At 52.7% G+C, this 26,479-nt stretch carries 24 protein-coding genes and 2 tRNA genes; 12 read left to right on the top strand and 14 right to left on the bottom strand.

What is annotated here, in order from left to right:
• Positions 1–25: 25 nt before the first annotated feature.
• Positions 26–370, bottom strand: a complete 345-nt coding sequence (locus ACX9GT_RS12440) for a Grx4 family monothiol glutaredoxin (RefSeq protein WP_473191338.1) — start codon at positions 368–370, stop codon at positions 26–28.
• A gap of 407 nt (positions 371–777) precedes the next feature.
• On the opposite strand from ACX9GT_RS12440, the gene ACX9GT_RS12435 reads away from it, so the two are divergent.
• Positions 778–1,587, top strand: coding sequence for a C40 family peptidase (locus tag ACX9GT_RS12435; RefSeq protein WP_473191337.1), 810 nt, complete (start codon positions 778–780; stop codon positions 1,585–1,587).
• A 209-nt stretch (positions 1,588–1,796) separates the two neighbouring features.
• Positions 1,797–2,375, top strand: coding sequence for a superoxide dismutase [Fe] (sodB, locus tag ACX9GT_RS12430; protein WP_473191336.1), 579 nt, complete (start codon positions 1,797–1,799; stop codon positions 2,373–2,375).
• Between the two features lie 97 nt (positions 2,376–2,472).
• On the opposite strand, the gene ACX9GT_RS12425 is transcribed toward sodB, so the two are convergent.
• Positions 2,473–3,314, bottom strand: a protein-coding gene (locus ACX9GT_RS12425; RefSeq protein WP_473188083.1) for an IS5 family transposase whose coding sequence is annotated in 2 segments (ribosomal slippage) — positions 2,473–2,972 and positions 2,972–3,314 — 843 coding nt in all. Because the reading frame shifts where the segments join, the coding sequence is not laid out codon by codon here.
• Positions 3,315–3,408: 94 nt separating this feature from the next.
• On the opposite strand from ACX9GT_RS12425, the gene ACX9GT_RS12420 reads away from it, so the two are divergent.
• Positions 3,409–4,881, top strand: a complete 1,473-nt coding sequence (locus ACX9GT_RS12420) for an IS1182 family transposase (RefSeq protein ID WP_473191335.1) — start codon at positions 3,409–3,411, stop codon at positions 4,879–4,881.
• An 86-nt stretch (positions 4,882–4,967) separates the two neighbouring features.
• On the opposite strand, the gene cydH is transcribed toward ACX9GT_RS12420, so the two are convergent.
• Entirely contained in the window at positions 4,968–5,057 is a 90-nt protein-coding gene (gene cydH, locus ACX9GT_RS12415; protein ID WP_337262416.1) for a cytochrome bd-I oxidase subunit CydH, read from the bottom strand.
• 322 nt (positions 5,058–5,379) lie between these two features.
• On the opposite strand from cydH, the gene purR reads away from it, so the two are divergent.
• Entirely contained in the window at positions 5,380–6,405 is a 1,026-nt protein-coding gene (gene purR, locus ACX9GT_RS12410) for an HTH-type transcriptional repressor PurR (protein ID WP_473191334.1), read from the top strand.
• On the opposite strand, the gene punR is transcribed toward purR, so the two are convergent.
• Entirely contained in the window at positions 6,386–7,312 is a 927-nt protein-coding gene (gene punR, locus ACX9GT_RS12405; RefSeq protein ID WP_473191333.1) for a DNA-binding transcriptional activator PunR, read from the bottom strand. The two genes, purR and punR, sit on opposite strands and share 20 nt — an antisense overlap.
• A 113-nt stretch (positions 7,313–7,425) precedes the next feature.
• On the opposite strand from punR, the gene punC reads away from it, so the two are divergent.
• Positions 7,426–8,643: a purine nucleoside transporter PunC gene (gene punC, locus ACX9GT_RS12400; protein ID WP_473191332.1), complete on the top strand. Its 1,218-nt coding sequence runs from the start codon at positions 7,426–7,428 to the stop codon at positions 8,641–8,643.
• A gap of 341 nt (positions 8,644–8,984) precedes the next feature.
• Positions 8,985–10,136, top strand: a complete 1,152-nt coding sequence (gene cfa / locus ACX9GT_RS12395; protein WP_473191331.1) for a cyclopropane fatty acyl phospholipid synthase — start codon at positions 8,985–8,987, stop codon at positions 10,134–10,136.
• 57 nt (positions 10,137–10,193) lie between these two features.
• On the opposite strand, the gene ACX9GT_RS12390 is transcribed toward cfa, so the two are convergent.
• Entirely contained in the window at positions 10,194–10,847 is a 654-nt protein-coding gene (locus ACX9GT_RS12390; RefSeq protein ID WP_473191330.1) for a riboflavin synthase subunit alpha, read from the bottom strand.
• Positions 10,848–11,088: 241 nt separating this feature from the next.
• On the opposite strand from ACX9GT_RS12390, the gene ACX9GT_RS12385 reads away from it, so the two are divergent.
• The 6 genes from ACX9GT_RS12385 (at position 11,089) to ACX9GT_RS12360 (ending at position 15,663) form a co-directional block, all read left to right on the top strand.
• Positions 11,089–12,465 (top strand): MATE family efflux transporter, encoded by a 1,377-nt coding sequence (locus ACX9GT_RS12385; RefSeq protein ID WP_473191329.1) that lies wholly within the window; start codon positions 11,089–11,091, stop codon positions 12,463–12,465.
• Between the two features lie 191 nt (positions 12,466–12,656).
• Positions 12,657–12,733 (top strand) — tRNA-Val (locus ACX9GT_RS12380).
• Between the two features lie 20 nt (positions 12,734–12,753).
• Positions 12,754–12,830 (top strand) — tRNA-Val (locus ACX9GT_RS12375).
• A 114-nt stretch (positions 12,831–12,944) separates the two neighbouring features.
• Entirely contained in the window at positions 12,945–13,250 is a 306-nt protein-coding gene (locus ACX9GT_RS12370; RefSeq protein WP_473191574.1) for a cupin domain-containing protein, read from the top strand.
• Between the two features lie 454 nt (positions 13,251–13,704).
• Positions 13,705–15,117, top strand: a complete 1,413-nt coding sequence (gene pykF / locus ACX9GT_RS12365; protein ID WP_473191328.1) for a pyruvate kinase PykF — start codon at positions 13,705–13,707, stop codon at positions 15,115–15,117.
• Positions 15,118–15,426: 309 nt separating this feature from the next.
• Positions 15,427–15,663: a major outer membrane lipoprotein gene (locus ACX9GT_RS12360; protein WP_005165631.1), complete on the top strand. Its 237-nt coding sequence runs from the start codon at positions 15,427–15,429 to the stop codon at positions 15,661–15,663.
• 154 nt (positions 15,664–15,817) lie between these two features.
• On the opposite strand, the gene ACX9GT_RS12355 is transcribed toward ACX9GT_RS12360, so the two are convergent.
• From ACX9GT_RS12355 to ydiJ, 9 genes are all read right to left on the bottom strand, one after another.
• Positions 15,818–16,831 (bottom strand): L,D-transpeptidase family protein, encoded by a 1,014-nt coding sequence (locus ACX9GT_RS12355; protein WP_473191327.1) that lies wholly within the window; start codon positions 16,829–16,831, stop codon positions 15,818–15,820.
• A 333-nt stretch (positions 16,832–17,164) separates the two neighbouring features.
• The gene (gene sufE, locus ACX9GT_RS12350) at positions 17,165–17,581 is read right to left on the bottom strand and encodes a cysteine desulfuration protein SufE (RefSeq protein ID WP_473191326.1); all 417 of its coding nucleotides are present in this window, start codon (positions 17,579–17,581) and stop codon (positions 17,165–17,167) included.
• Positions 17,582–17,607: 26 nt separating this feature from the next.
• On the bottom strand, positions 17,608–18,828 hold the full coding sequence (sufS, locus tag ACX9GT_RS12345) for a cysteine desulfurase SufS (RefSeq protein WP_473191325.1): 1,221 nt from the start codon (positions 18,826–18,828) through the stop codon (positions 17,608–17,610).
• Positions 18,825–20,099: a Fe-S cluster assembly protein SufD gene (sufD, locus tag ACX9GT_RS12340; protein ID WP_473191324.1), complete on the bottom strand. Its 1,275-nt coding sequence runs from the start codon at positions 20,097–20,099 to the stop codon at positions 18,825–18,827. The genes sufS and sufD overlap by 4 nt, the downstream gene beginning before the upstream one ends.
• Positions 20,074–20,820 (bottom strand): Fe-S cluster assembly ATPase SufC, encoded by a 747-nt coding sequence (gene sufC / locus ACX9GT_RS12335; protein WP_473191323.1) that lies wholly within the window; start codon positions 20,818–20,820, stop codon positions 20,074–20,076. Before sufC ends, sufD begins: the two co-directional genes overlap by 26 nt.
• Positions 20,821–20,841: 21 nt before the next feature.
• A complete protein-coding gene (sufB, locus tag ACX9GT_RS12330; protein ID WP_473191322.1) occupies positions 20,842–22,338 on the bottom strand; it encodes a Fe-S cluster assembly protein SufB in 1,497 nt (498 codons plus the stop codon).
• A 14-nt stretch (positions 22,339–22,352) separates the two neighbouring features.
• The gene (sufA, locus tag ACX9GT_RS12325) at positions 22,353–22,724 is read right to left on the bottom strand and encodes a Fe-S cluster assembly scaffold SufA (protein WP_473191321.1); all 372 of its coding nucleotides are present in this window, start codon (positions 22,722–22,724) and stop codon (positions 22,353–22,355) included.
• A 219-nt stretch (positions 22,725–22,943) separates the two neighbouring features.
• On the bottom strand, positions 22,944–23,360 hold the full coding sequence (gene menI, locus ACX9GT_RS12320; RefSeq protein ID WP_473191320.1) for a 1,4-dihydroxy-2-naphthoyl-CoA hydrolase: 417 nt from the start codon (positions 23,358–23,360) through the stop codon (positions 22,944–22,946).
• Complete coding sequence (gene ydiJ, locus ACX9GT_RS12315) at positions 23,357–26,413, bottom strand: D-2-hydroxyglutarate dehydrogenase YdiJ (protein ID WP_473191319.1); 3,057 nt, start codon at positions 26,411–26,413, stop codon at positions 23,357–23,359. Before ydiJ ends, menI begins: the two co-directional genes overlap by 4 nt.
• Between the last annotated feature and the right edge of the window lie 66 nt (positions 26,414–26,479).

Below are 26,479 nucleotides of genomic sequence, written 5' to 3'. Positions count from 1 at the left end.
AGCTTTTCAGTAAAACCTTTCGCCCTTAAGGCTGCTGATCATCCTGCTGCTTGTATTTCTCGGCCGTCTCTTTGAGTAACGGCTGCAATTCACCACGCTGATACATCTCCATAATGATATCGCAACCACCCACCAGTTCCCCATCAACCCACAGCTGCGGGAAGGTTGGCCAATTGGCGTATTTTGGCAGTTCGGCACGGATATCCGGGTTTTGCAGAATATCAACATAGGCGAAACGCTCACCACAGGCGGAAAGCGCCTGAACGGCTTGCGCAGAGAAACCGCAGTTTGGTAATTTCGGTGAACCTTTCATGTACAGCAAAATAGGGTTAGCAGAAATCTGCTGCTGAATTTTTTCAATCGTCGTCATTATTGCTTCCTCAAGCCACATCTTAGCTACAACATCGCACCGGCTATTGTAGCGGCAGGAACAGTATCAAGAAAACGCCATCTTTTGCAGGGACATTTCCGCTTGCCGGACGAGCTGTGAAAACCGCACCATTCCGGTTAAAACATACTCAAAGAATAACATTTTTAATCCGACTATTTCACTATTATATTTTCGCAATTGGCGCGTGATGAATAATAAGTCACGCCCTGATTTCTGATGTTTTTTTATACATCAACTGACTGATTTTACATCGTAAAAAATGTCATTAACGTTTTCTCACAATATGGATTACTATTTATGAGTTCTACGCTGTTTTATATGGCGAATTTCGGGAATACTGTAGCCCATTAGATATCTTTTTTGAGGCCAAGGTTGGTAACATTGACATGCGTTTAATTATTACGCTTTTCATGCTGTTGTTCTCACAGCTATTCTTCAATCTGGCGCACGCTGCGCCAAAGGCACATGTTTCCGCCGAGCAGCGTAAGGGGCACGTTAATGAGGCCCGGCCTGACGATCGCAAGAAAAAGAAAGCGGATAAGGCCAGCAAGAAAGCGAAAGCCGTCGCCCCTCAGAAAACAGCGAAAAAAATAAAGCCACAGGCAGATAAAAAAACCACTCAGGTTAAAGCAAAGAGTAAATCTACCCACACTGCCAGCATCAAAGTCACTCCGCCGAAAAAGGGTTACAAGAAGGGTTATGGTCGCCATCGTGAGCCGGATATGGCTACCGCGAAACTGGCAAAGCATGAAAAACCGCTGAAACTCAGCCCTGCACACAAGAAACGTTACCAGCATGCCAAGCAAACGGCCATGGCCAAACTCATGAGCCAGATGGGCAAACCTTACCAATGGGGCGGTTCTTCACCACACACCGGGTTTGACTGTAGCGGCCTGATTTATTACGCCTATAAAGACGTGGTGAAAATCAAAATGCCACGTACCGCCAATGAGATGTATCACCTGCGTGATGCTGCGCCGATCAAAAAAAGCGAGTTAGAAACCGGCGATCTGGTGTTCTTCCGCATCAATAACCGTGGTACTGCCGATCACGTTGGCGTTTATCTTGGTAACGGCAAGTTTATCCAGTCCCCGCGTACCGGCGAAGAAATCCGCGTCAGCCAGTTGGATAACGATTACTGGCAAAACCATTACATCGGCGCGCGCCGTGTCGTCACGCCAAAAACTATCCGTTGATTTATTGCGGCTGAGCCAGAGACTCAGCCGCCCTTTCCTGCCGATGCTTTAATCAATCAGCCGCTTAACCTGCTTTAAACCTTTTTTTCACCCGGAAAGTTGCTAAGATTATTGTCCATAAAAAAAACACAACAATTCTGTTTTCCACCTTCAACCAGCGGGTTGGAGGGTACCGGAATAATAGTGCTGTATATAAAAAGGAGAAAGCAATGTCGTTTGAATTACCTGCATTACCGTATGAAAAAAACGCTCTCGAGCCGCACATTTCTGCAGAAACCCTGGAATACCACTATGGTAAGCACCATAACACCTACGTGGTTAACCTGAACAATCTGGTGAAAGGCAGCGAGTTCGAAGGCAAAACCCTGGAAGAGATTGTTAAAACCTCTACCGGTGGCGTGTTCAACAACGCCGCACAGGTGTGGAACCACACCTTCTACTGGCACTGCCTGTCACCACAGGGCGGCAACGAACCAACGGGTGCAGTAGCTGCTGCGATCGCCAAATCCTTCGGTTCTTTTGCTGCTTTTAAAGAGCAGTTCACCGATGCCGCAGTGAAAAACTTCGGCGCGGGTTGGACCTGGCTGGTGAAAAAGGCGGATGGTACGCTGGCGATCGTTAGCACCTCAAATGCGGCAACCCCGCTGACCGGTGAAGACAAACCGCTGCTGACCGTTGACGTGTGGGAACATGCCTATTACATCGACTACCGCAATGCGCGTCCGAAATACCTGGAGAACTTCTGGGCATTGGTGAACTGGGCGTTTGTGGAAAAGAATCTGGCGTAATCGCTGGGCTCTGATAACAAGGCGCAGCATGCTGCGCCTTCAGATTGATGACAAAGTCCTGGCCGTGAGGCCAGGACTTTGATCTAGGCTGTGTCCCTCAATTACATATTCGTCGTAAAAACAGCCGAATACAGCCCAGTTGAACCATCGACAGGTAGTTCCTCGCCGTCTTTTCATAACGTGTCGCTATGCGGCGGTTTTCTTTCAGCAAACCAAAGCTTCTTTCTACAACATTGCGCCTACGATAAATCTCTTTATCAAATCGGGTTCGTCCATCTGTACTGGCCTTCTCATTCGACTTATGCGGAATAACGACCTTGATACCACTCCGCTTTAAGTCACTACGTAATGCCTTGTTTGAATAGGCTTTATCAGCGAGAACGGCCTTGCCTCGACGCTTCATAAAACCATTTTTTCTTAGAACGCCGATGCCATCTAATAACCGTAGCGCAAACTGACTTTCATGAGCTTGACCCGCACTCAGCACGATATTTAAAGGGAGCCCGTTTCCGTCTGTTGCCAGATGGATTTTGGTGCCATAACCGCCTCGTGAGCGACCCAGGCCATGATCACTGGCGATATCGGGATGTTTTTTTGGGCACCGGCAGCACAACGCATTGCACGAATATTGCTACCATCCAGAGAGATAGCCGACCAGTCGAGCAGCTTATGCTCATCAAGAATGGACAGTAACTTATTGAATATAGAGTTAATGATGCCTTTTTTTGCCCACCGGTTGAAACGGTTGTAGACGGTTTTCCATGACCCATAGCGTTCGGGTAAATCACGCCAGGGAGCCCCAGAGCACAGCACCCAAAACATGCCATTGATGACTTTACGGTGTTCACTATAGGGATGCCCAGGGCGCTGAGAGCGTTCTGGAGGTAATAATGGCAGGATGAGTGCCCATGCAGCATCAGGAAGATCGTAGCGAGCCATAGCGATAACTGTTTGAAAATTAGGTGATCAGTATACCATTTTTAATTGAGGGACACAGCCTAATAAGGTCAGTGCAAAAAATGGACTGACTGCCATGCTCAAAACACCCTCTCCCCAGCAATATCAGTTTGAAACCATCACCCTGGATGAGTTGGTCCCCGAAGACCATCTGGTTCGCCAAATCGATGCCGCCATCGATTTTGAATTTATCCGCGACGCCGTTGCTCATCTCTATTGTCCTGATAACGGCAGACCCGCTATTGACCCCGTTCGCCTGATTAAAATGATGCTGCTGGGTTATCTCTTCGGTATCCCCAGTGAGCGCCGTCTGGTCAAGGAAATACAGGTCAATGTCGCTTATCGCTGGTTCCTGCGTATGGCCCTCACCGAAAAAGTCCCTGACGCCTCGACCCTGAGCCAGAACCGCCTCCGCCGCTTCAACCACAGCGACGTCTTCCAGCAGATTTTTGACCACATCGTGGAACAGGCTCTCAGCCGCGGCATGGCCAACGGGCGTGTTCTTTACACCGACAGTACCCACCTGAAAGCTGACGCCAACCCTCGCAAGGCAGTGAATGAAGAACGTCCGGTGGGCGTCAGTGAATATCTGGAGCAGCTTGATGCTGCCGTGGAGGCCGACAGGAGGAAGCACGAAAAAAAGCCGCTGCCCGCCGTAAAAAAGACGCCAGAAAGCGTCGCCGTTAAGAACACCAAAGTCAGCACCACCGACCCGGAAAGCGGCTTTATGCACCGGGATAACAAACCGAAGGGCTTCTTCTATCTGGACCACCGCACGGTGGACGGGAAGCACGGCATCATCCTGGATACGCATGTGACACCGGGCAATGTCCATGATAGCCAGCCCTTTATCGGGCGACTTGAGCGGCAGGTAGAGCGCTTCGGTCTGGAGCCGGTGGCGGTGGGTGTGGACGCGGGTTACTTCACCGCCGCGGTGTGCCATCTGACACAGGAAATGGGTATCGCGCTGGTTCCCGGCTATCGGCGGCCGCACAAAGGTCAGAATGAGTTCCAGAAAAAGCACTTCAGGTATGATGAGGCACGGGAAGTGTATGTGTGCCCGGCAGGCGAATTGCTGATATATAGCACGACAGACCGTAACGGTTATCAGCATTACCGTTCAGACCCGGCAGTGTGCCAGCGCTGTGAGCAGAGGCAGCAATGTACGCAGAACAGCAAGGCACAGAAAACGATAACGCGGCATGTGTGGGAAGAGGCGAAAGAGGAAGCCAACAGGTTACGGCTGACGAAATGGGGCAAGAAAATCTACGCGCGGCGCAAAGAGACGGTGGAGAGAAGCTTCGCGGATGCGAAACAGCACCATGGCCATCGGTATGCGCGGTTCCGTGGACTGTCAAAAGTGCAGATGCAGTGCCTGCTGGCGGCCACAGCGCAGAATATGAAAAAGATGGCGCTGCTGGCGCTTCTTTATTGTCTTTACCGGTGGTGGAAAGCGTCTTGGGAAGGCCAGAAAGGTGCCTTGGGCGAACAGAAGTCGCCAATGACGGGGTTATGGAAAAATATCGCGATCGCGACCTGCGGTCGCTAAAAAAGAAGAACCCCACCTGAAGAAGTGGGGTTAGTCAGCAGTCTGAAGGCGCAGCATGCTGCGCCTTTATTATTTCTTGGTATGAATCAGTTCAATGCGGCGATAAAACCGAAAACAATAATCATTGCCAAAGCACAAACGGTGGTAATCAATGACATCTTCAAATCGGTATCCATAACGACTCCCTATCAGATTGGCTTCACTAAGCATAAAATCCACATGATTAATGCGTCAAATCATTTTCACACAGTTCGTGACTAAAATCTTGTTATCATTTCCCTCGTTATAATGCCGAATAGATCTTCCACTTTGCGTCGATATGGGACAGAATCCGCAGTTCACAACTGCGTACCGGCAAAATGCCCCTCCTGTTTAAGCGGCTTACGAACTCAGCACTAAAAACTCAGCTTCCGCTTATCTGGAGAGAGATCTACGCAGGCAAACGATTAACATCATACTCACATACCATAACCTGTGGGTTCAGGAGTCATTCTTTAGATGGCAACGATTAAAGATGTAGCCAAACGCGCTGGCGTTTCCACTACCACCGTTTCGCACGTCATCAATAAAACGCGTTTCGTCGCCGAAGAAACAAAAGAGGCCGTTCGGGCTGCGATCAAAGATCTGCACTACTCCCCGAGCGCCGTCGCACGCAGCCTCAAGGTTAACCACACCAAATCGATCGGCTTGCTCGCGACCTCGAGTGAAGCGCCCTACTTTGCTGAAGTAATCGAAGCGGTAGAGAACAGTTGCTACAGCAAAGGCTATACCCTGATCCTCTGTAACTCACACAATAATCTCGACAAGCAGCAGGCCTATCTGGCGATGCTGGCGCAAAAGCGTGTTGATGGCCTGCTGGTGATGTGCTCGGAATACCCAGATCAGTTACTGGGCATGCTGGAGGATTATCGCAATATCCCAATGGTGGTGATGGATTGGGGTGCTGCACGCGGTGATTTTACCGACACCATTATCGATAACGCCTTTGAGGGCGGTTATCTGGCTGGTCGTTATCTGCTGGAGCGTGGCCACCGTGATATCGGCGCTATTCCAGGGCAACTGTCACGCAACACCGGCGGCGGCCGCCATCAGGGGTTCCTGAAGGCGCTGCAAGAGGCCAATGTTGAGGTGCGTGAAGAGTGGATCGTCCAAGGGGATTTTGAACCCGATTCGGGTTACAAGGCCATGCACCAGATCCTGTCGCAGAAGCACCGTCCTACTGCGGTATTCTGCGGGGGCGATATTATGGCAATGGGGGCGATTTGTGCCGCCGACGAACTGGGGCTGCGCGTCCCGCAGGATATTTCGGTGATCGGTTACGATAACGTGCGTAACGCGCGCTATTTCACCCCGGCGCTAACCACCATCCACCAGCCGAAAGAGCGCCTGGGGGAAATGGCTTTCACCATGCTGCTGGATCGCATTATCAGCAAGCGTGAAGAGTCCCAAGTGATTGAAGTGCATCCAAAACTGATCGAGCGCCGTTCCGTGGCCGATGGCCCGTTCATCGATTATCGCCGCTAGTCTCTTCGCTCAGCCACTCCTGGTTGAGCGTTTCACTGTCCCCCAAATACTCCAGTAGCCAAGCCATCGCCGGTGATTGTGCGTTCTGCTGCCAGGTCAGGCAGCAGGCACTGGCGGGAAACGGCTCCTGCAATTGCAAGGCTACCAGTTCCCCGCTTTGCACTAACGGCAGCACGCGATGCGCTGGTACCATGCCAACACACAACCCGCTGCGCAAGCAGTCTACGGCGGAAACCCAATCGGGCACGGTAAGCCGCCGCTGATTATCCAATGACCAAGTCACTCGCTTGGGCAAGTTGCGCGAAGTATCTTCCAACAACAGAGAGGGATAAGGCCGCAGTTGATCGTTGCGCAGCAAACCGCTCAGGCTGGCCAACGGATGTGACGCGCTAACCACACATAGCCAGTTCATAAAGCCCATATCGCGAAAGGCAAAACCACCGCCCACCGGCACCGCGCGCGTGGCCCCGATAGCCATCTCAGCCCGGCCATCCACCAGCGCGTCCCACACGCCGTTAAACACTTCCGGTTGCACCATCAGTTCCACATCGGGGAAGTGGCGATAAAAATCCACTACCAGTTGGCGGCTGCGCTGCGGCTTAACAATAATATCCACTGCGATTTTTAGCTGCCCGCGCCAGCCATTAGCCACCTGCTGACATTGACGGCGTGTATCAAGCATTTTTTTGATAACAGTACGCGCTTCTTTTACAAACAGCGCCCCGGCAGGCGTCAATTCCACATCACGATGACGGCGTTCAAACAGCGGCACCGCCAACCATTGCTCCAATTGTCGCACGGTATAACTCACCGCAGACGGCACACGGTGCAACTCCTGTGCTGCCGCACTGAAACTGCCGGTGCGCGCTACCGCATCAACCACATCGAGTGAATATTCAGACCACATCTCTTTTTGCCTTCAATTTTTTTAATAGCACTTAGCAAATATTACCGTTTCACAAGCAGAGATCCAGCCGGATACACTGGCCGGCGCTAAAAAACCTGCAATAAGAAATATTAATGAGAAATACCATGCAAAATTTTGGATTTATGTTTTATCTCGCTGGCCTGAGTATGCTGGGTTATCTGGCCACCGATATGTATCTGCCCGCCTTTGGTGCCATGCAACAGGATTTGCAAATCTCCGCCAGTGCCATCAGCGCCAGCCTGAGTATCTTTCTGGCTGGTTTCGCCTTTGCCCAACTGGTGTGGGGGCCGCTTTCCGATAAGCTGGGCCGCAAGCCAGTTCTGTTGTTTGGCCTGGCGTTGTTTGCTTTCGGCTGCCTGGGGATGCTATGGGTGCAAAATGCCGTTCAATTGTGGTCATTGCGTTTCATCCAGGCAATTGGAGTCTGCTCTGCCGCCGTAACCTGGCAGGCCATCGTGGTGGATCGCTATCGCGATGGCAAAGTTAACCGTATTTTCGCCACTATCATGCCATTGGTTGCACTTTCCCCAGCATTGGCCCCGCTGATCGGTGCCTGGCTGCTGAATCACCTGGGTTGGCGAGCGATCTTTGCGGTGCTGCTGGGTATCGCTGCCTTGTTGTTCGTCCCAACCCTGCTGCTGAAAGAGACGGCCAGAATCGTACCTTCTGCCGATAAAAAGCCCGGCCTCAGTTTCCTGCAAATCCTGAAGTCTCGGGTTTTCAGCGGCAACGTGATGATCTTTGCTGCCTGCTCTGCCAGCTTCTTTGCCTGGCTGACCGGTTCGCCGTTTATTCTCGGCAATATGGGATACAGCCCGAATGACATTGGCCTGAGTTATGTTCCACAGACGTTGGCCTTTTTATTCGGCGGCTACGGTTGTCGTACTGCGTTAAACCGCATTTCTGGCAAAACCTTGCTGCCGTGGCTGCTGGTAGCTTATGGAGTCAGCATGGTGGCGCTATATCTGGTCGCCACCTTGAGTCAACCGACATTAACTCGTCTGCTGATCCCATTCTGCTTTATGGCTTTGGTTAACGGTGCCAGCTACCCGATTCTGGTGGCCAATGCGCTGATGCCGTTCCCTGATAACAGTGGTAAAGCCGCAGCCTTGCAGAATACGTTGCAATTGGGGCTCTGTTTTATCGCCAGTATGTTGGTTTCGGCATTTATCACCCAACCGCTGTTAGCCACGGTTACCGTGATGGTCGCCACGGTGGTTTTGGCTGCCTTGGGGTACATGATTCAGCGTGGGAAAGAAGAGGTTGATGGGCAAGTCATCTGCCAGAAACATGCTGACTCCGCATCATAATTGCCTTGAGAAATAGTCACTTAATGAAAATTCTAGCCGAGCGCGATTTACTGTTGAGTCTGCGTCTCGGCAAGCCTATACTCGAAATAACCTTTTAAAATAACACCTATATAGAACTTTTATCGCAGTAACTCTTGTGTCCGCGGATGGCGTCACACTTTATTTAAGGAATCATTTTCCCGTGCCTTTAATTGCGCTGGGAGTCTCTTAAATTTCCTCTGTTCATAGTCGGTATCAGACACCACGGCGAAATTTTACCGTAGCTAAACGTATGCCTTATTAGAAATTGTCTACGCTATTTTCTTATGGGTCATAAGTCAGAAGAAGGTGATGGAGAAACTATGAGTTCATCGTGTATAGAAGATCTGAGCATTCAGGATAACCAATGGTATCGTATCGCGCATGAAATGCTCGGCATGGCCGGTATTGAGATCAACGGTTCACGTCCTTTCGATATTCAGATTAAAAATCCCAACTTCTTTAAACGCGTTCTGCAGGAAGGCTCTTTGGGATTGGGCGAAAGCTATATGGATGGTTGGTGGGAGTGTGAACGGCTGGACATTTTTTTTCAGCGCGTTGTCGCTGCCGGTCTTGAGAAAAAACTCCCCCGCAAACTGAAAGATACCCTGCGCATTGCCGCTGCCCGTCTGGGCAATCTGCAATCCAAGAAACGTGCCTGGATCGTCGGCAAAGAACATTACGATCTAGTCAACGACCTGTTTACCCTGATGCTTGATCCTTATATGCAATATTCCTGCGGCTACTGGAAAGAAGCCACCACGCTGGAAGAAGCGCAAGAAGCCAAACTGCGTATGATCTGCGAAAAGCTGCATCTGCAACCCGGCATGCGCTTGTTGGATATCGGCTGTGGTTGGGGTGGGCTTTCGGCCTATGCAGCTAAGCACTACGGCGTTTCGGTGGTTGGCGTGACTATTTCAGCGGAACAACAGAAGCTGGCTCAAGATCGCTGCGCTGGCCTGGATGTAGAGATTTTGCTGAAGGATTACCGCGATCTTCACCAGCAGTTTGACCGCATTGTTTCTGTCGGGATGTTCGAACACGTCGGCCCGAAAAATTACCGGACCTATTTCAAGGTGGTCGCACGTAATTTAAAACCTGACGGGATTTTCCTGCTGCATACCATCGGCTCAAATCAGACAGATATGAGTGTCGATCCGTGGATCAATAAATATATCTTTCCAAATGGTTGCCTGCCTTCACTCAAACATATCGCCAAAGCCAGTGAGGGCCGCTTCGTGATGGAGGATTGGCATAATATCGGCGCAGATTACGATCGCACCTTGATGGCCTGGTATGAACGTTTTCAACAGGCGTGGCCACAGCTGGCTTTGAACTATTCCGAACGCTTTGAACGTATGTTCAGCTATTATCTGAACGCCTGCGCTGGGGCATTTCGCGCCCGCGACATTCAACTGTGGCAAGTGGTATTCAGCCCGAAAGGCGTCGAAGGCGGGTTACGCGTTCCGCGCTAAGAACAACACACTGGCACCCCCAGCAGTACCGGGGGTGTTTTTAGCACGAGCAATCATTCAAACTTTTGGCACTACTAGCGCATTTGCCGCTTCGATCGCTGCTTCGCGGCTGGCCAGCACGCGCTCAACGGTATCGACTACCGCCTGAGTCTGCGGGTCAATTTCGATATTCACTTTATCCCCCAAACGCCGTTTGCCCAACGTGGTGCGTTCAAGCGTTTCCGGGATCAGATGCACACAGAAGCGGTTATTGATCACTTCACCAATAGTGAGGCTAATACCGTCGATGCCAATGAAACCTTTATGCAGCACATATTTCATCAGATCGGCACTCGGCATGCGCAGCCAGATCTGGCGGTTATTTTCTGAGGTATAGATCTTGGCAATTTCAGCGGTGCAAATAATATGGCCGGACATCAGGTGCCCGCCAATTTCATCATTAAATTTGGCCGCTCTTTCAATGTTGACCACATCTCCCTGTTTCAATTCACCAAGATTGGTCAAACGCAGGGTTTCTTTGATCAGATCAAAACTGACCTGGTTGCCTTTAATCGCGGTTACCGTCAGGCAGCAACCGTTATGGGCGACCGAGGCACCCAGCGCCAACCCCGGCAGCAGTTCACTGGGCATTTCAACAATATGAGTACGAAAATTGGGTTTTTCATCAACGGCAACCAACCGGGCGGTGCCTTGTACAATACCGGTAAACATGTTGGCCTCTTTTTCTGAATGTGTTCAAAGCGCTACCCGCAGTTTGCCCCAGTTAAAGCAGAAAACCAAATTCACGGCGGCAAAAAAACTGCACTTGCGCATTTAATAACTATTTTGTCACAAGATTTGCTTAAGTACGCCGAGCAGGTACAATCTTTTCGACAAAATTCCGCTATTTTTTAATTGTTGCCCGCTGATGGTAACCCTCTCTTTTCATCATAAATAATAAAAAGGTGTATGCGTGCAGAAGTACTTCATTGAAGCGCGTAGTTTATTGGCCCTGGCGATCCCGGTAATCATCGCGCAAATATCGCAAACGGCCATGGGCGTGGTCGATACCATTATGGCTGGTGCTTACAGCGCCACGGATATGGCCGCCGTGGCCGTTGGCACCTCTATCTGGTTACCGGCCATTCTGTTTGGTCACGGCCTGCTGTTGGCCCTGACCCCGGTGATTGCCCAACTGAACGGCGCAGGCCGCCGCGATCGCATCGCCCATCAGGTGCGCCAAGGCTTCTGGCTGGCGTCAGGGGTTTCGGTGTTGATTATCGTCGCCATCTACAACAGTAAATTGGTCATCGACATGATGCACGGCATCGATCCGCAGTTGGCAGACAAAGCGATCGGTTATCTGCACGCCATTATGTGGGGAGCTCCCGGTTATCTGTTCTTCCAGGTAGTGCGTAATCAATGCGAAGGCTTGTCAAAAACCAAGCCCGGCATGGTGATCGGCTTTATCGGCCTGCTGGTCAATATTCCCATTAACTACATTTTCATTTACGGCAAATTCGGCATGCCTGAACTGGGCGGGGTCGGTTGCGGCGTCGCCACCGGTAGCGTGTATTGGATCATGTTCCTGATGATGCGCTGGTATGCCAAGCGCGCACCGTCACAGCGTGATATCAAGCTGGCAGCAGGCCAGCGTCGCGGCCCTGATTGGTCATCCCTGAAGCGCCTGATCGGTCTTGGCATGCCGGTCGCTCTGGCCCTGTTTTTTGAAGTGACGCTGTTTGCGGTCGTGGCGCTGCTGGTGTCACCACTGGGTATCGTTTCTGTTGCCGGGCACCAGATTGCCCTGAACTTCAGCGCACTGATGTTTGTACTGCCGCTGTCGCTCGGCGTCGGCGCGACCATTCGCGTTGGGCACCGTTTAGGTGAAGGGTCGGTGGAAGGCGCTCGGGTTGCGGCTTACTCAGCGATTGGCGTTGGTATTGCCATGGCGTGCTGTACCGCGCTGTTCACCACGGTTTTCCGTGAGCATATTGCTCTACTGTACAACGACAGCCCGGCGGTGGTGGCCATGGCGTCACACCTGATGCTGCTGGCGGCCATTTACCAGATTTCCGACTCGGTACAGGTGATCGGCAGCGGTATTCTGCGTGGCTACAAAGATACCCGCTCGATTTTCTACATCACCTTTGTCGCCTATTGGATCCTCGGGCTGCCCAGTGGTTATCTGCTGGCGCTGACGGACTATGTGGTTCCGGCCATGGGGCCAAGCGGTTTCTGGATTGGCTTTATCATCGGCCTGACCTTTGCCGCCATCATGATGGCATGGCGCATGCGCTGGCTACAGCGGCAACCTGCCGCCTTGATCCTGCAACGCTCCACCCGTTAAGGCTACTCGCCGGTCTGTGATGAGCAGACCGGCGAGTTCCCCATCAATCTTTGCAGAAAAAACCGCCGCGCTGCGCATAAGCTCAGCAATCGCGTGAAATACCGAATAAAATTGTGCTTTTCCCCTTGCCAGCAAGCAGGTAGCTCGTTAATATTCGTCCCCGCTGTCAGCCATGACAGACAGGAAAAGATGCGTCCGTAGCTCAGTTGGTTAGAGCACCACCTTGACATGGTGGGGGTCGATGGTTCGAGTCCATTCGGACGCACCAAATTCCTGTAGCAACTCAGTGCGTCCGTAGCTCAGTTGGTTAGAGCACCACCTTGACATGGTGGGGGTCGATGGTTCGAGTCCATTCGGACGCACCAATTCTTTTCAGGTTCCCTCCCTTCTCTAGCCAAATTTCATTATCAGCAACCGTATTACAGCGATACTTCATCGGGTATCATCAGCGCAATAGCGTGTTAAAGGTCGTTTTTCTTATGTTGATATTTAAAGCTGAGACGCCATTCGAGTGTCTCGACAATGGCCTCGCCCGCCGTACAGGGCGAATGAGTGATCAAACGCCAGCAACGGAAGTGAAATTTACTGCCGGTGCGTTTGGCCAATTGCAAAAGCGGCCGTACCCACAGCAGATCCAAATCCTTTCTGGCGAATTTGAATTTACCGTTGGTAATGACATTCATACTGTTTTTGCTGGGGAAACGCTGCTGATCCCTGCTGCAACCTTATTTGGCTGCTTTTGCCTTGTTGCGGGTAGCCTGCTGGAAATTCCACAGCAGGCTTAAATGACGCGGACCACAGATAACACCGTGATTTACCCATCAGTTTCCCTTCTGGCGTTCGTCCAAATTGTTTACAGTCAGGTTATTTGCGCAACAAACCGCTACTGCTGATTTGCATTTGCGCCACATTTGCCCCTGTTTTGACTAAACCTACTCTATGCATCGGTTTTTTGTTTTGTTTCCCTCCACAGTGCCCTTATAATGCGCAACGTCTTTCAGTTGAATGGTTTCAGCCCTTGATCTGCGAAAACGCAATAACGACAATTTCTCATCCCATCATTATGCGCAGCATACCCGCGCCTCAGCAGCGGCTGAATTTTTCCACATCATTTCTACTGTGGTCACCTATTCTTAACTATGTTTTGCACTACCAGGCACGCTTCAAATCCCTTACCGATGGCCTGGCCGTCGGTATCGTTCGTTTTATCATCCATCACAACTTGTAGAAAAAATCGTCATGAAAAAGACCAAAATTGTTTGTACCATCGGCCCAAAAACCGAATCGGAAGAAATGCTGACCAGCCTGCTGAGCGCAGGTATGAACGTAATGCGCCTTAACTTCTCTCACGGCGATTACGAAGAACATGGCAACCGCATCAAGAACCTGCGCGCCGTATTGGCGAAAACCGGTAAAACCGCCGGTATCCTGCTGGATACCAAAGGCCCGGAAATCCGCACCATGAAATTGGCAGGCGGCACTGACGCCGCTCTGGTGGCTGGCCAGACTTTCACCTTTACCACCGATCAAAGCGTCATCGGCAATAAAGAACGCGTCGCAGTCACCTACCCGGGTTTTACTGCCGATCTGAAAGTGGGTAATACCGTGCTGGTGGATGATGGCCTGATCGGGATGGAAGTCACCGCCGTTACTGATAAAGAAGTGGTCTGTAAAGTGCTGAACAACGGCGATCTGGGCGAAAACAAAGGCGTTAACCTGCCAGGCGTTTCTATCCAACTGCCAGCACTGGCAGAAAAAGACAAACTCGACCTGATCTTTGGTTGCGAGCAAGGCGTAGACTTCGTTGCCGCTTCGTTCATCCGTAAACGCTCCGACGTGCTGGAAATCCGTGAACACCTGAAAGCACACGGCGGCGAGAACATCCAGATCATCTCTAAAATTGAAAACCAGGAAGGCCTGAATAACTTCGACGAAATCCTCGAGGCTTCTGACGGCATCATGGTTGCTCGTGGTGACTTGGGTGTCGAGATCCCGGTTGAGGAAGTGATCTTCGCGCAGAAGATGATGATCGAAAAATGTAATCGTGCGCGCAAAGTGGTGATCACCGCCACCCAGATGCTGGATTCGATGATCAAAAACCCGCGCCCTACCCGTGCGGAAGCCGGTGACGTAGCCAACGCCATTCTGGATGGTACAGATGCCGTGATGCTGTCCGGCGAAAGCGCCAAGGGCAAATATCCGCTGGAAGCCGTGACCATTATGGCGACCATCTGCGAACGTACCGATCGCGTGATGCCAAGCCGTATTGACACCCTGAACGACAACCGCAAGCTGCGCATCACCGAAGCCGTCTGCCGTGGTGCCGTCGAAACGGCCGAAAAGCTGGATGCGCCATTGATCGTAGTGGCCACCAGCGGTGGTAAATCAGCCAAATCAGTGCGCAAATACTTCCCTAACGCCGTCATTCTGGCGCTGACCACCAATGAAATCACTGCACGCCAGTTGATCCTGAGCAAGGGCATCGTGACCCAGATGGTGAAAGAAATCGCCTCTACCGATGATTTCTACCGCATCGGCAAAGAAGCCGCGCTGGCCAGTGGCTTGGCACAAAAAGGCGACGTTGTGGTGATGGTTTCCGGTGCCCTAGTACCGAGTGGCACCACCAATACGGCATCGGTTCACGTACTGTAATTAATAAACGTGACAATAAATGCTCTGACTAAAACGCCGCTTTGCGGCGTTTTTTTATCCTTCACCAACTGTTTTCTAAAAAACGCAACCACTAACTGCTCATTATTTAGCTAATTTCAATTAAGATGAGTCCCGTGGAATGGGGCTGTTTTCCTTCGTTTTTTTAACTATTTTGTAAAACAAGATGTAAGTTTGAGCGAACGATCAAAATAAAGGGCCCTAATACAAAAAAATTATTCTCTTTCGAAAAAAGTTTGTGTAATACTTGTAACGCTACATGGAGATTAACTCAATCTAGAGGGTGTTATAATGAATCGTACTAAACTGGTACTGGGCGCGGTAATCCTGGCTTCTACTATGCTGGCTGGTTGCTCTAGCAATGCTAAAATCGATCAACTGTCTTCTGACGTTCAGACTCTGAACGCTAAAGTTGATCAGCTGAGCAACGACGTGAACGCAATCCGTTCTGACGTTCAAGCAGCTAAAGACGACGCAGCGCGCGCTAACCAGCGTCTGGACAACCAAGCTCACGCTTACAAAAAGTAAGTTAGCTTCGGTAATTAAAAACGGTGCACATTGTGCGCCGTTTTTTTTACCCACTCAAAACCCCTCTTTCTCATCTCACCCACTCTCTTGATGCCTTTTTATGGGCAAAAAAAGAGGCCCAGCATGCTGGACCTCACTCTTCTCTAAAACCGACTCAATTGACTGAGCTGATAGGAGCACCTGCTGGAGCCGCGGTATTTTCGCTCTCAGGCGCCGCTGGCGCTAAAGAAACCTCAGAAGGGTCCTGACCTACACTCACCAGCACCGGCATGCCAGAACGCCGTACAACCGCGCTGTCGAACATGGCCTTGTCGGTCTGCTCATCGCTCACAAAGGCTTTCTGGTTTTTAGAAAGTGGAATTGGCATGGTCTGCGGATTGTCACTGGCCACTTTCGACAACGGCTGGTGTACTTCCACATAGCGTTTACCGTCAGGCTCAGCGGAAACCTTCACCGGCTCATTGACGATCTGCACCCGCGTACCTTGAGGGATCATATTGAACAACGCTTCGATATCCGTTGGGCGCAAGCGGATGCAGCCGGAACTGACGCGCATGCCGATGCCAAAGTTGGCGTTAGTGCCATGGATCAGATATTGGCCATGCCCCATCGACAGACGCAGGGCAAACAGCCCCATCGGGTTCTCTGGCCCGGCCGGGATCACCGCCGGTAACGTTTCGCCCTGCGCCGCGTAGCGTTTGCGGATGTTGGCGGTTGGCGTCCAGGTTGGATTCGGGATCTTCTGGCTGATTGAAGTCACTTGCAGCGGCGTATTCATCCCGGTCTGACCAATGCCGATAGGATAGACGATAACCTTATCTTCGCCTTTCGGATAATAATACAGACGCAATTCTGCCAGATTAACCACAATCCCTTCGCGCGGCGTATCAGGCAGCAACATCTGCGTCGGGATCGTCAATGCAGAACCCGGCGTTGGCAGATAAGGGTCGGTACCTGGGTTAGCTTCCAGCATCCCCAACAGGCCAATCTTGTAATCAGCAGCAATGGCCTCGAGCGAGCGCCCATCGTTCGGCACATTGTAGATAATGTTTTCACCAATCAGGCGGCTACCCGGTGGCGGCAATGGATATTCATTCGCACTGGCGGTTTGGATGCCCGCCAGCGCGGTGGCAAACAGCATGCCTATTAGAGTCAACGTACGTTTCATTCTCATCCCTATTCTTAATCACACCCTTCAGGCTTGATGCCGCAGCACCAAAGGCTTTGGGTATACAGTTCAATCACAAGACTATCTGGCGCTTGCCGGTGGGTAAATCAGATAAATACTCGAACAATACTAACAACAACCGGGCCAAAGGCAATAAGTTGTCTAAAAATCAACATGTTATAACATAATCAATGCATCAGATTGTCAACGGAACGTCAATGACTAACATGCTGAAATACCACTGATTTAGCCGGAGCAGGCGAAGGATTTACGAGGATTGTAAAGGCTTATTGACATTCATTCAGTGTCAATAAGCCTGAATTTACTGAAGACTCAGACCAACTGCGCGGCTTTACTGCGAATAGCGCGGATCATCGCCTCAAGCCCCTGAGAGCGGGAAGGTGTCAAATGCTGGCTGAGCGCCAGTTCAGCGAAGAATGGCCGCACATCCAGCTCGATAATGTGTTGTGGCGTGAGTTGGTGATAGAGAATAAACACCACCGCCAGCAAGCCTTTCACGATAGCGGCATCGCTATCGCCGTGGAACGCAATCGCCCCTCCGGCCTGCTTGCGCAGCACCATCCATACCTGGCTCTGGCAGCCAGCGATCAGATTCCCCGTTTGCCGATCGGCTTCTGCCAACGGCGGCAATTGGCTACCCAGTTCGATCACGTACAGGTACTTCTCTTCCCAATTCAGGCAGCGGGAAAAGTTACGCACCAGTTTGTCTTTGTCCGGCAAGTTTGCCATGAGTCTCCCTTCTGTGATGAAAGGTATTATCCAAGTAACCGCTGGATCCGCTGTAACCCAGCCACTAACCGATCCACTTCTTCCCGCGTATTGTACAACGCCAGTGAGGCACGGCACATACTCGGCACGGCATAGAAGGCCATCAGCGGCATCGCACAATGATGCCCGGTGCGAATCGCAATACCGTACTGATCCAGAAAGCTACCAACGTCATAAGCATGATGCTCACCCAGGTTGAAGGCAATCACACCTGAACGCTCTGCCGGGCCATAAATCCTCAGCGTCGGCACCTGTTTCAGCGCCTCCAGCGCATAGTGCATCAACGACTGCTCGTAATCGTGGATCGCGTCCAGCCCCAGTTCTTCCACGTAGTCGATCGCAGCACCCAATCCCATAATGCCAGCGCTGTTTGGCGAACCCGCTTCAAAACGCCACGGCGGTGCGGCAAAGGTGGTGCCTGCCGTCAGGCTGACCTGCTGGATCATCGCGCCACCCCCTTCCCATGGCGGCATCTTTTCCAGCAACGACTGTTTGCCGTACAGAATACCGATGCCAGAAGGCCCATAGAGCTTATGGCCGGAGAACACGTAGAAGTCACAATCCAGCGCCTGCACATCAACCCGTTGATGCATTACCGCCTGCGCGCCATCCACCAGCACCTTCAGCCCAGCAGCTTTGGCCACAGGAATGATGTCACTCAGCGGATTAACCGTACCCAACACATTGGAAACCTGAGTGATTGCCAGCAAGCGGGTAGATGAGTCGATCAAGCCCAGCAACTGTGCCAGATCCAAGGTTCCATCCGGCTGTAATGGCCAGATGCGCAGCTCGATCCCCCGCTCCTGCGCTAACATCTGCCAAGGCACTATATTGGCGTGATGCTCCATCTCGGTGATGATGATACTGTCGCCCGCTGCCAATAAATGGCGGCCAAAGCTGTTAGCCACCAGATTAATGCCTTCGGTGGTGCCTTTCACAAACACAATCTCTTCTGCCGACGCCGCATTAATAAACGCGGCTACCTGCGCACGCACCGCTTCCATCTGCTGCGTCGCTTCTGCGCTCAACGTATGTATTCCACGGTGCACGGCGGCGTAGCCGTGGCGATAAAAATCCAGTTCGCGGTTAATCACCCTCTGCGGTTTCTGCGCGCTGGCGGCGCTGTCCAGATAGGCCAGCGGTTGCCCGTTCACTTCGCGTGCCAGCAAGGGGAAATCGCTACGCACCCGTTCCAGGGGATAACTCATGCAGCCTCCTTCGGCAAACGTTCAGCAATGCGAGCCAACACCTGTGCGCGAATGGTGGGATTGGCGATCCCTTCCGTCAGTTCGGCGGCAAAAGCAAAAATGATCATCCGCTGTGCCGCCGGTTTATCAATCCCGCGTGATTGCAGGTAGAACAGTTGCTCGGCATCGATGCGCCCTACGGTGGCACCATGGCTGCACTTGACGTCATCAGCGTAAATTTCCAACTGCGGTTTGGTGTCCACCTCCGCCACTTTCCCCAACAGCAGGTTATGGTTGGTCATCTGGCCATCCGTTTTAATCGCGTGCTGTGCGACTTTGATCATGCCGTTGAACACCGCCTTGGCGCGATCGCTGACCACCGTTTTGTGTAACTGGCGGCTTTCGCCATAGCCTCGGTTATGCTCCAGATAGGTTCGGGTATCGCACACCTCTTTGCCCACCGGCAGCACCAGGCTGTTGATCACCAGATTGGCCCCTTCTCCGTTCAACTGCGCGCTGGTGTTATGGCGAGTCAGCCGCGCGCCAAGCAAGAAACTGTCGCTTTTTACCCGTGCGTCACGGCCAACCACCAGATCGTTGTGCGCAAAGTGGTAACTGGCCTGGTTTTCAAACGCCAGTTTGCAGTGGCGCAATGCAGCATTATCACCAATCGCCACGGTCAGGCGTGCGCCGGTAAAATGCACCGCTGAGCCAAGGCTGACATAGTGCTCAATCACGTCCGCTTCTGCACCACAACCAATGTCCAAATGGTGCCGATGATGCACGGTATTCACTTCCCCGTCATCGTCACGTCCACTGCTGATATGCAGTAGATAGAGCGGTTTTCCGGGCGCTTTACCGGCTGGCAGATGGATCACGCGGGTTTCCTGCGCCAAACTTTCGGTCAAGTGCAGAAAAATCTCCGGCTGAATCGGCTCCGGCAGCGTTGGTGGGGCGTTCTCTAGCTGATAGTCACCCAAGTCCTTGTCGCTTAACTGCGGGCAGAAACGCCCGTCGATAAACACCAGACGATAGGCATCGATCTTCAGCGCCAGAGCATCGCGCTGGGCAGCACTGAACGTTTTCCCCAGGGGTTCCACAAACTGTTGCTCCAGCAGAGCGTCCAGCGGGGTATATTTCCAGTTTTCCTGCTTGCGGGTTGGCCAACCAAGGCGCAAAGCCTGCTGCCAATGCGCCAGAGCATGAGGTGAAGACTCGCCGCCACGGGCTGCGAACAAGTTGGACATCTGTTGTAGCACCGGCGAATTATTGTTGGTCGGAAAGCCAGCCATAGCCCTGCTCCTCCAACTGTTTCACCAAAGAAAAATCGCCGGATTTGACGATGCGCCCTTGGGAAAGAACATGCACATGATCTGGTTGGATATAGTCTAGAATGCGCTGGTAGTGGGTGACGATAATAAAGGCACGTTTGCCGTCACGCAGCGAGTTAACGCCGTTCGCCACAATCTTCAACGCATCAATATCCAGCCCGGAATCGGTTTCATCGAGAATGCACAAATCCGGCTCCAATGCCGCCATTTGCAGGATATCGTTACGTTTTTTTTCGCCACCAGAAAAACCGACGTTTACCGAACGGGTCAGCAGATCGGCGGGCATACTCAGCAACGCGATCTTCTCCTCAATAAAATCGGCGAAATCGAAGCGATCGAGCGCCTGTTGCCCGCGATATTTACGCACCGCGTTAACCGAGGTTTGCAGGAAGAAATGGTTGCTGACGCCAGGGATCTCAACCGGATACTGAAACGCCAGAAAAACCCCTTCACCGGCGCGATTTTCCGGCGCCAACGCCAGCAGATCCCTTCCTTTAAAGCTGATTTCACCGGTGGTCACCTGATACTCTTCACGCCCGGCCAGCGTGGCGGCCAAGGTACTTTTGCCGGAACCGTTCGGGCCCATGATGGCGTGCACCTCACCCGGTTTAATCTCCAGATTCAGGCCCTTGAGGATCTCATTACCTTCTGCGCTAACGTGCAAATTCTTGATGCTTAACATGCTGTGTCCTCATTGGCGTGCTTAACCCACGCTGTGCTCCAGGCTGATCGCCAGCAGTTTCTGTGCCTCAACGGCAAACTCCAGCGGCAGTTCGGAGAATACATCCTTACAAAAACCATTAACGATCATCGAGATAGCATCATCTTCGCTGATACCACGCTGTAGGCAGTAAAATAACTGGTCGTCACCGATCTTCGAGGTGGTGGCTTCATGCTCCAACTGGGCGCTGTTGTTGCGCACCTCCACATACGGGAAGGTATGCGCGCCGCTGTCCGGGCCGATCAGCATCGAATCGCACTGGGTAAAGTTACGTGCGTTTTCCGCCCCCGGCAGGATCTTCACCAGGCCACGGTAGGTGTTCTGGCTATGCCCGGCGGAGATCCCTTTGGCAATAATGGTGGATTTGGTGTTTTTACCGATATGGATCATTTTGGTGCCGGTATCGGCCTGCTGATGGCCGTTGGTTAGCGCCACAGAGAAAAATTCGCCGCTCGAGTTATCCCCTTGCAGGATCACGCTGGGGTATTTCCAGGTGATCGCCGAACCGGTTTCCGACTGCGTCCACGACATTTTGGAACCGGCACCTTCACACAGCGCCCGCTTGGTGACAAAGTTCAGAATCCCACCCTGGCTTTCGCCCCCGGCAAACCAGTTTTGCACCGTCGAATACTTCACTTCGGCATCTTTATGCAGGATCACTTCTACCACCGCCGCATGTAGTTGATAGCTGTCACGCACCGGCGCTGAACAACCCTCAATGTAGCTGACGTAGCTGCCCTCATCGGCGATCAGAATGGTGCGCTCGAACTGGCCGGTTTTGGCCGCGTTGATGCGAAAATAGGTAGACAGTTCCATCGGGCAACGAACGCCTTTCGGCACATAGACAAAGGTGCCGTCAGAGGCCACCGCGGCGTTGAGCGCGGCAAAGAAGTTGTCGTTATGCGGCACCACGCGGCCCAGATACTTGCGTACCAGATCCGGATATTCTTGAATTGCCTCACTGAACGAGCAGAAAATCACTCCGCTTTCTGCCAGTTTTGTACGGTAGGTGGTAGCCACAGAAACCGAATCGAAGATGGCGTCTACTGCTACCTCGCTGCCTTCGCGCACCGGCACGCCCAGTTGGTTGAACGCCAGTTCCACTTCACTGGTCAGGTAATTGTTTTCCGTCACCGCGCCGGGTTGCTGCTCGGCCCCCGGCTGAGAGCCGCAGGCGTCGTCACAATGGCCGCAAGAGGGGGCGGAATAATAGCTGTAATCCTGATAATTCAATGCGTCGTAGTGGGCCTTCAGCCAATGCGGCTCCTCCATTTGCAGCCAGGCGCGGTAAGCCTCCAGGCGGAACGCCAGCATCCACTCGGGCTCATTACGCTTGGCGGAAATCGCGCGTACCACCTGTTCATTGATGCCCCTGGCTAATTCATCGGTGGCCAACTGGGTGAAGAAACCTTCCTTGTAACGGCCCTCGCTGACCCAAGCCTGTACATCATCAGTCACTTCTACCTTGCTTCGTGTCATGTTGATTGCATCGCTCAAACGCCAAAGCTCTCACCGCACCCGCAGGCGTTCTGAGCTCTAGGGTTATTGAATTTGAAGATCTGATTCAACCCGTCACGGACAAAATCCACCGTGGTTCCATCAATAAACGGCATCGCTTTCAGTGGCACATACAGCACCGCGCCGTCGCGTTCGAAACGTAGATCGTCTGCGGCAGGTTCACGCGTCAGATCCAACACATAGGCAAAACCGGCGCAGCCTGATTGCTTCACCCCAAGCCGCAGCCCCAAGACCTGCGGCTCCTGCTGCATCAATTTAATAATTTGCGTCACTGCGTTGTCGCTGAGCGAAATACCCTGCCAGACACTGTCTGCCAAAGAGAACGTACCAACATCTTCCGTTTGCATAAGACCCGCCTCGCTCTGGTGTTTCATCCTGTCCAATTAAACATAGATATAAAATACCTATTTAAGCATCCTGTCTGTCGCAAAAATGCGCTTCGTTGTATTAAGTTTAGCTGTTACTGAGTTTTTTGAACCGCTGGCGGCCAAATGAACTGATTGGAGGGAGAGCGAGGAAAGAATTTAGTGAATTGCCCGCAGATCGGCTATCTGCGGGCAAGAGAATTACTCAATGACCGCCGTAGTGAGGCGAGAAGTGCAGCACAGGCGATCGCGACCATCGAAAATTTCGATCTGCCAGACCTGATTACGCCGGCCGACGTGCAATGCGCGGCAAACGCCACGCACCTGCCCTTCAAACACCGCCCGAATGTGGTTAGCGTTGATTTCCAGCCCAACCACCTTTTGTTCCCCTTCGGTACACAGGTAACCGGCCATGGAACCCATCGATTCCGCCAGCACCACCGAAGCGCCGCCGTGCAACAGGCCGAACGGCTGGGTGGTGCGATTGTCAACCGGCATCACCGCTTCCAGATAATCATCTTCGATGCGGGTAAACTGGATCCCCACATGGCCCACCATGCACCCTTCGCCGGTGCGATTGAGCTGTTCCAGCGTTGCTTCACGTTTCCACAGTTTCACACCATTATCTCCAGAAGAGCCTGTAACGGATGCCGCACGCCATTACCTTCAATGCGTTTCACCTGGCTGCGGCAGGAATAACCGGTCGCCAAGCAACGTTGCCGCGGCAAACGTTGCAGCGCCTGGTGCCAAGAAAGCTCATAAATCCCCAAGGAGTTCTGTAGATTCTTGGCTTCATGGCCGTAGGTTCCCGCCATGCCGCAACAGCCGACGCTGACGTTCTCCAATTTTGCGCCAAAACGGCTAAAGATCGCGGCCCACTGCTGGGTACTGGCTGGCAGCGCAGTGGTTTCGGTACAGTGGCCAAACAGATACCAGGCTTCCCCGGTTGCTGGTTGTTCCGGGCGAGCCGCCAGCAACTGTTGCAGCCATTCGTGTACCAACTGCACCTGGAAATTGCCCCGGTTATCACCGAGGATTTCCTGATACTCATCGCGGTAGCACAGCACCAACGCCGGATCGACCCCTACCATCGGCATACCGAGCTTCGCCACCCGGTTGAGGAAATCGGCAGTTTTGCGTGCCGTTTTGGCAAACCGCGTCAGGAACCCTTTAATGTGTTGTGCTTTACCGTTAGGGGAGAATGGCAACAATACCGGTTGGTAGCCCAGCTTCTCCACCAGCCGCACAAAATCAGCCACCACCTGCGCATCGTAATAGCTGGTAAACGGATCCTGCACGATCAGCACATGCTGCTCGCGTTGTGCCTCGCTCAGTGCTTCAAGCTGTTCCAGCGTCATGGTAAAGGCGCTGTGGCCGGAAAGCTGCTGGCGCAAGGTCGGGCTGGAGAGCAGCGGTAAATCCACCATGCCGATGGTGCTACGGCTCAGTTCGCGCATCCAGGGCTGTTTAAAGAAGAAGTTGAACACCTTCGGCGCTTTGGCCATCAGCGGCGTATAGCTCTCCACCCCGGCGACCATATAATCGCGCAGCGGGCGCAGATAACGGGTGTGATAAAGCTGTAGGAAGCGGGAACGGAAGCCCGGTACGTCGATCTTGATCGGGCACTGGGTCGAACAGGCTTTACAGGCCAAGCAGCCGGACATCGCCTCTTTCACTTCGTGCGAAAAATCATACTCCCCTTTGCCTGCACGCCAGCTATTGCGGGTTTTCTCGATCACTGTGCGGAAGCTCAAACGCTGCTGCGGCAGTTGCTGCTCCAGCGCCACCGGATCAACCCCCTGCTCGGCCAGCAGCCGCAACCATTCACGCACCAGCGCCGCACGGCCTTTTGGCGAATGAATACGGTTACCGGTGATCTTCATCGACGGGCACATCGGGCTACGCACGTCAAAGTTGAAGCACAGGCCGTTACCGTTACATTCCATTGCGCCACGGAACGAAGTGCGGATATCCAGCGGAATACGGCGATCCAGCGTGCCGCGTTTCACCGCGTCCACTTTCATCATCGGCTCATCCACGCCCATCGGCGGGCAGATTTTGCCAGGATTGAGGCGATTAAGCGGATCAAACGCCGTCTTGATGCGGCGCAACTCTTCATACAGAATTTCACCGAAGAATGCCGGGCTGTATTCCGCGCGGAAACCTTTACCGTGCTCGCCCCACAGCAACCCGCCGTATTTGGCGGTGAGTGCCACCACCCGATCAGAGATTTGCTTCATCAGCACTTCTTGCTGCGGATCGCACATATCCAGTGCCGGGCGCACATGCAACACCCCTGCATCGACGTGGCCAAACATGCCGTAACTCAGGTTGTAACTATCCAGCAACTGGCGGAATTCGGTAATGTAATCGGCCAGATGCTGTGGCGGCACACAGGTATCTTCGGCAAACGGGATCGGCTTGGCCTGCCCTTTGGCATTGCCCAGCAGCCCCACCGCCTTTTTGCGCATATTGTAGATACGCTCAATGCCGGTAAGATCGCCACAAATCTGATAACCAATCACTCCAGACTGTTGCTTGGCAATCAGATCGTCCAGGCGCTCACACAACGCCTCCATCTGGCCATCGATCAACGCTTTATCGTCACCGGCAAACTCGACGATATTCAGCCCGAGCATCTCTTTATCCGGCACGTTAGTGATCAACTCGCTGACCGAATGCCAGACGATATCCTCGCGCGCCAGATTGAGCACCTTGGAGTCGATGGTTTCCACCGACAGCGCCTTGGCTTCCACCATCACCGGCGCATTGCGCAGCGCAGAATCAAAAGAATCGTATTTGATGTTCACCAGGCGGCGTACTTTCGGCAGCGGCGTAATATCCAGCCGCGCTTCGGTGATAAACGCCAGCGTGCCTTCGGAGCCGGTAAGAATGCGCGTCAGATCGAAGGTTTGCAGATCGTCGCTCAGCACATGGCGTAAATCATAGCCGGTGAGGAAGCGGTTAAGTTTGGGGAATTTATCCAGGATCAGCGCACGCTGTTCGCGGCAACGGTTAAGCACCGTGTCGTAAACACGCCCTTCCGGCGTGTTTTCCTGGGCAATCGTTTCCGCCAACGGCGTCGGCATGGCGCGGGTATCGATCATATCGCCCCCCAGCAGCACCGCCCGCAGCCCGAGCACGTGATCCGAGGTTTTGCCGTAAACCAGTGAACCCTGGCCGGAGGCATCGGTATTGATCATACCGCCGAGGGTGGCACGGTTACTGGTGGAAAGCTCAGGAGAGAAGAAATAGCCGAACGGCCGCAGATACTGGTTGAGCTGGTCTTTAATCACCCCGGCCTCAACCCGCACCCAACCCTGTTCAACGTTGATATCCAGAATACGGTTCATGTAGCGCGACATATCGACCACAATGCCAGCGTTCAGCGCTTGGCCGTTAGTGCCGGTGCCGCCGCCGCGCGGGGTGAAGGTCAGCGCTTTGAAGCGCTCTTCTGCCGCCACGCGGGCGAGTAACGCCACATCACTGGTGGAACGGGGGAACACCACCGCATCGGGCAACAGTTGATAAATACTGTTGTCCGTTGCCATCGTCAGACGATCGGCGTAGCTGGTGGCAGTATCGCCGCTGAATCCGTTTTGTTTTAACGCTTCCAAAAAATCGAGCACACATTGAACGAGGCCGGGTGCCTGAGAAATCTGTGGGATCATTCGCTTTTTTGACCCTGTCTGTCTAATTTTTAACTACTTAACCGGGCCTAGATGCAGACCCACCCC

This window comes from Serratia sp. YWN4, from assembly GCF_055790845.1.
Note: the sequence above shows the minus strand (reverse complement) of the source record. Positions and strands in the feature narration are given on the sequence as shown.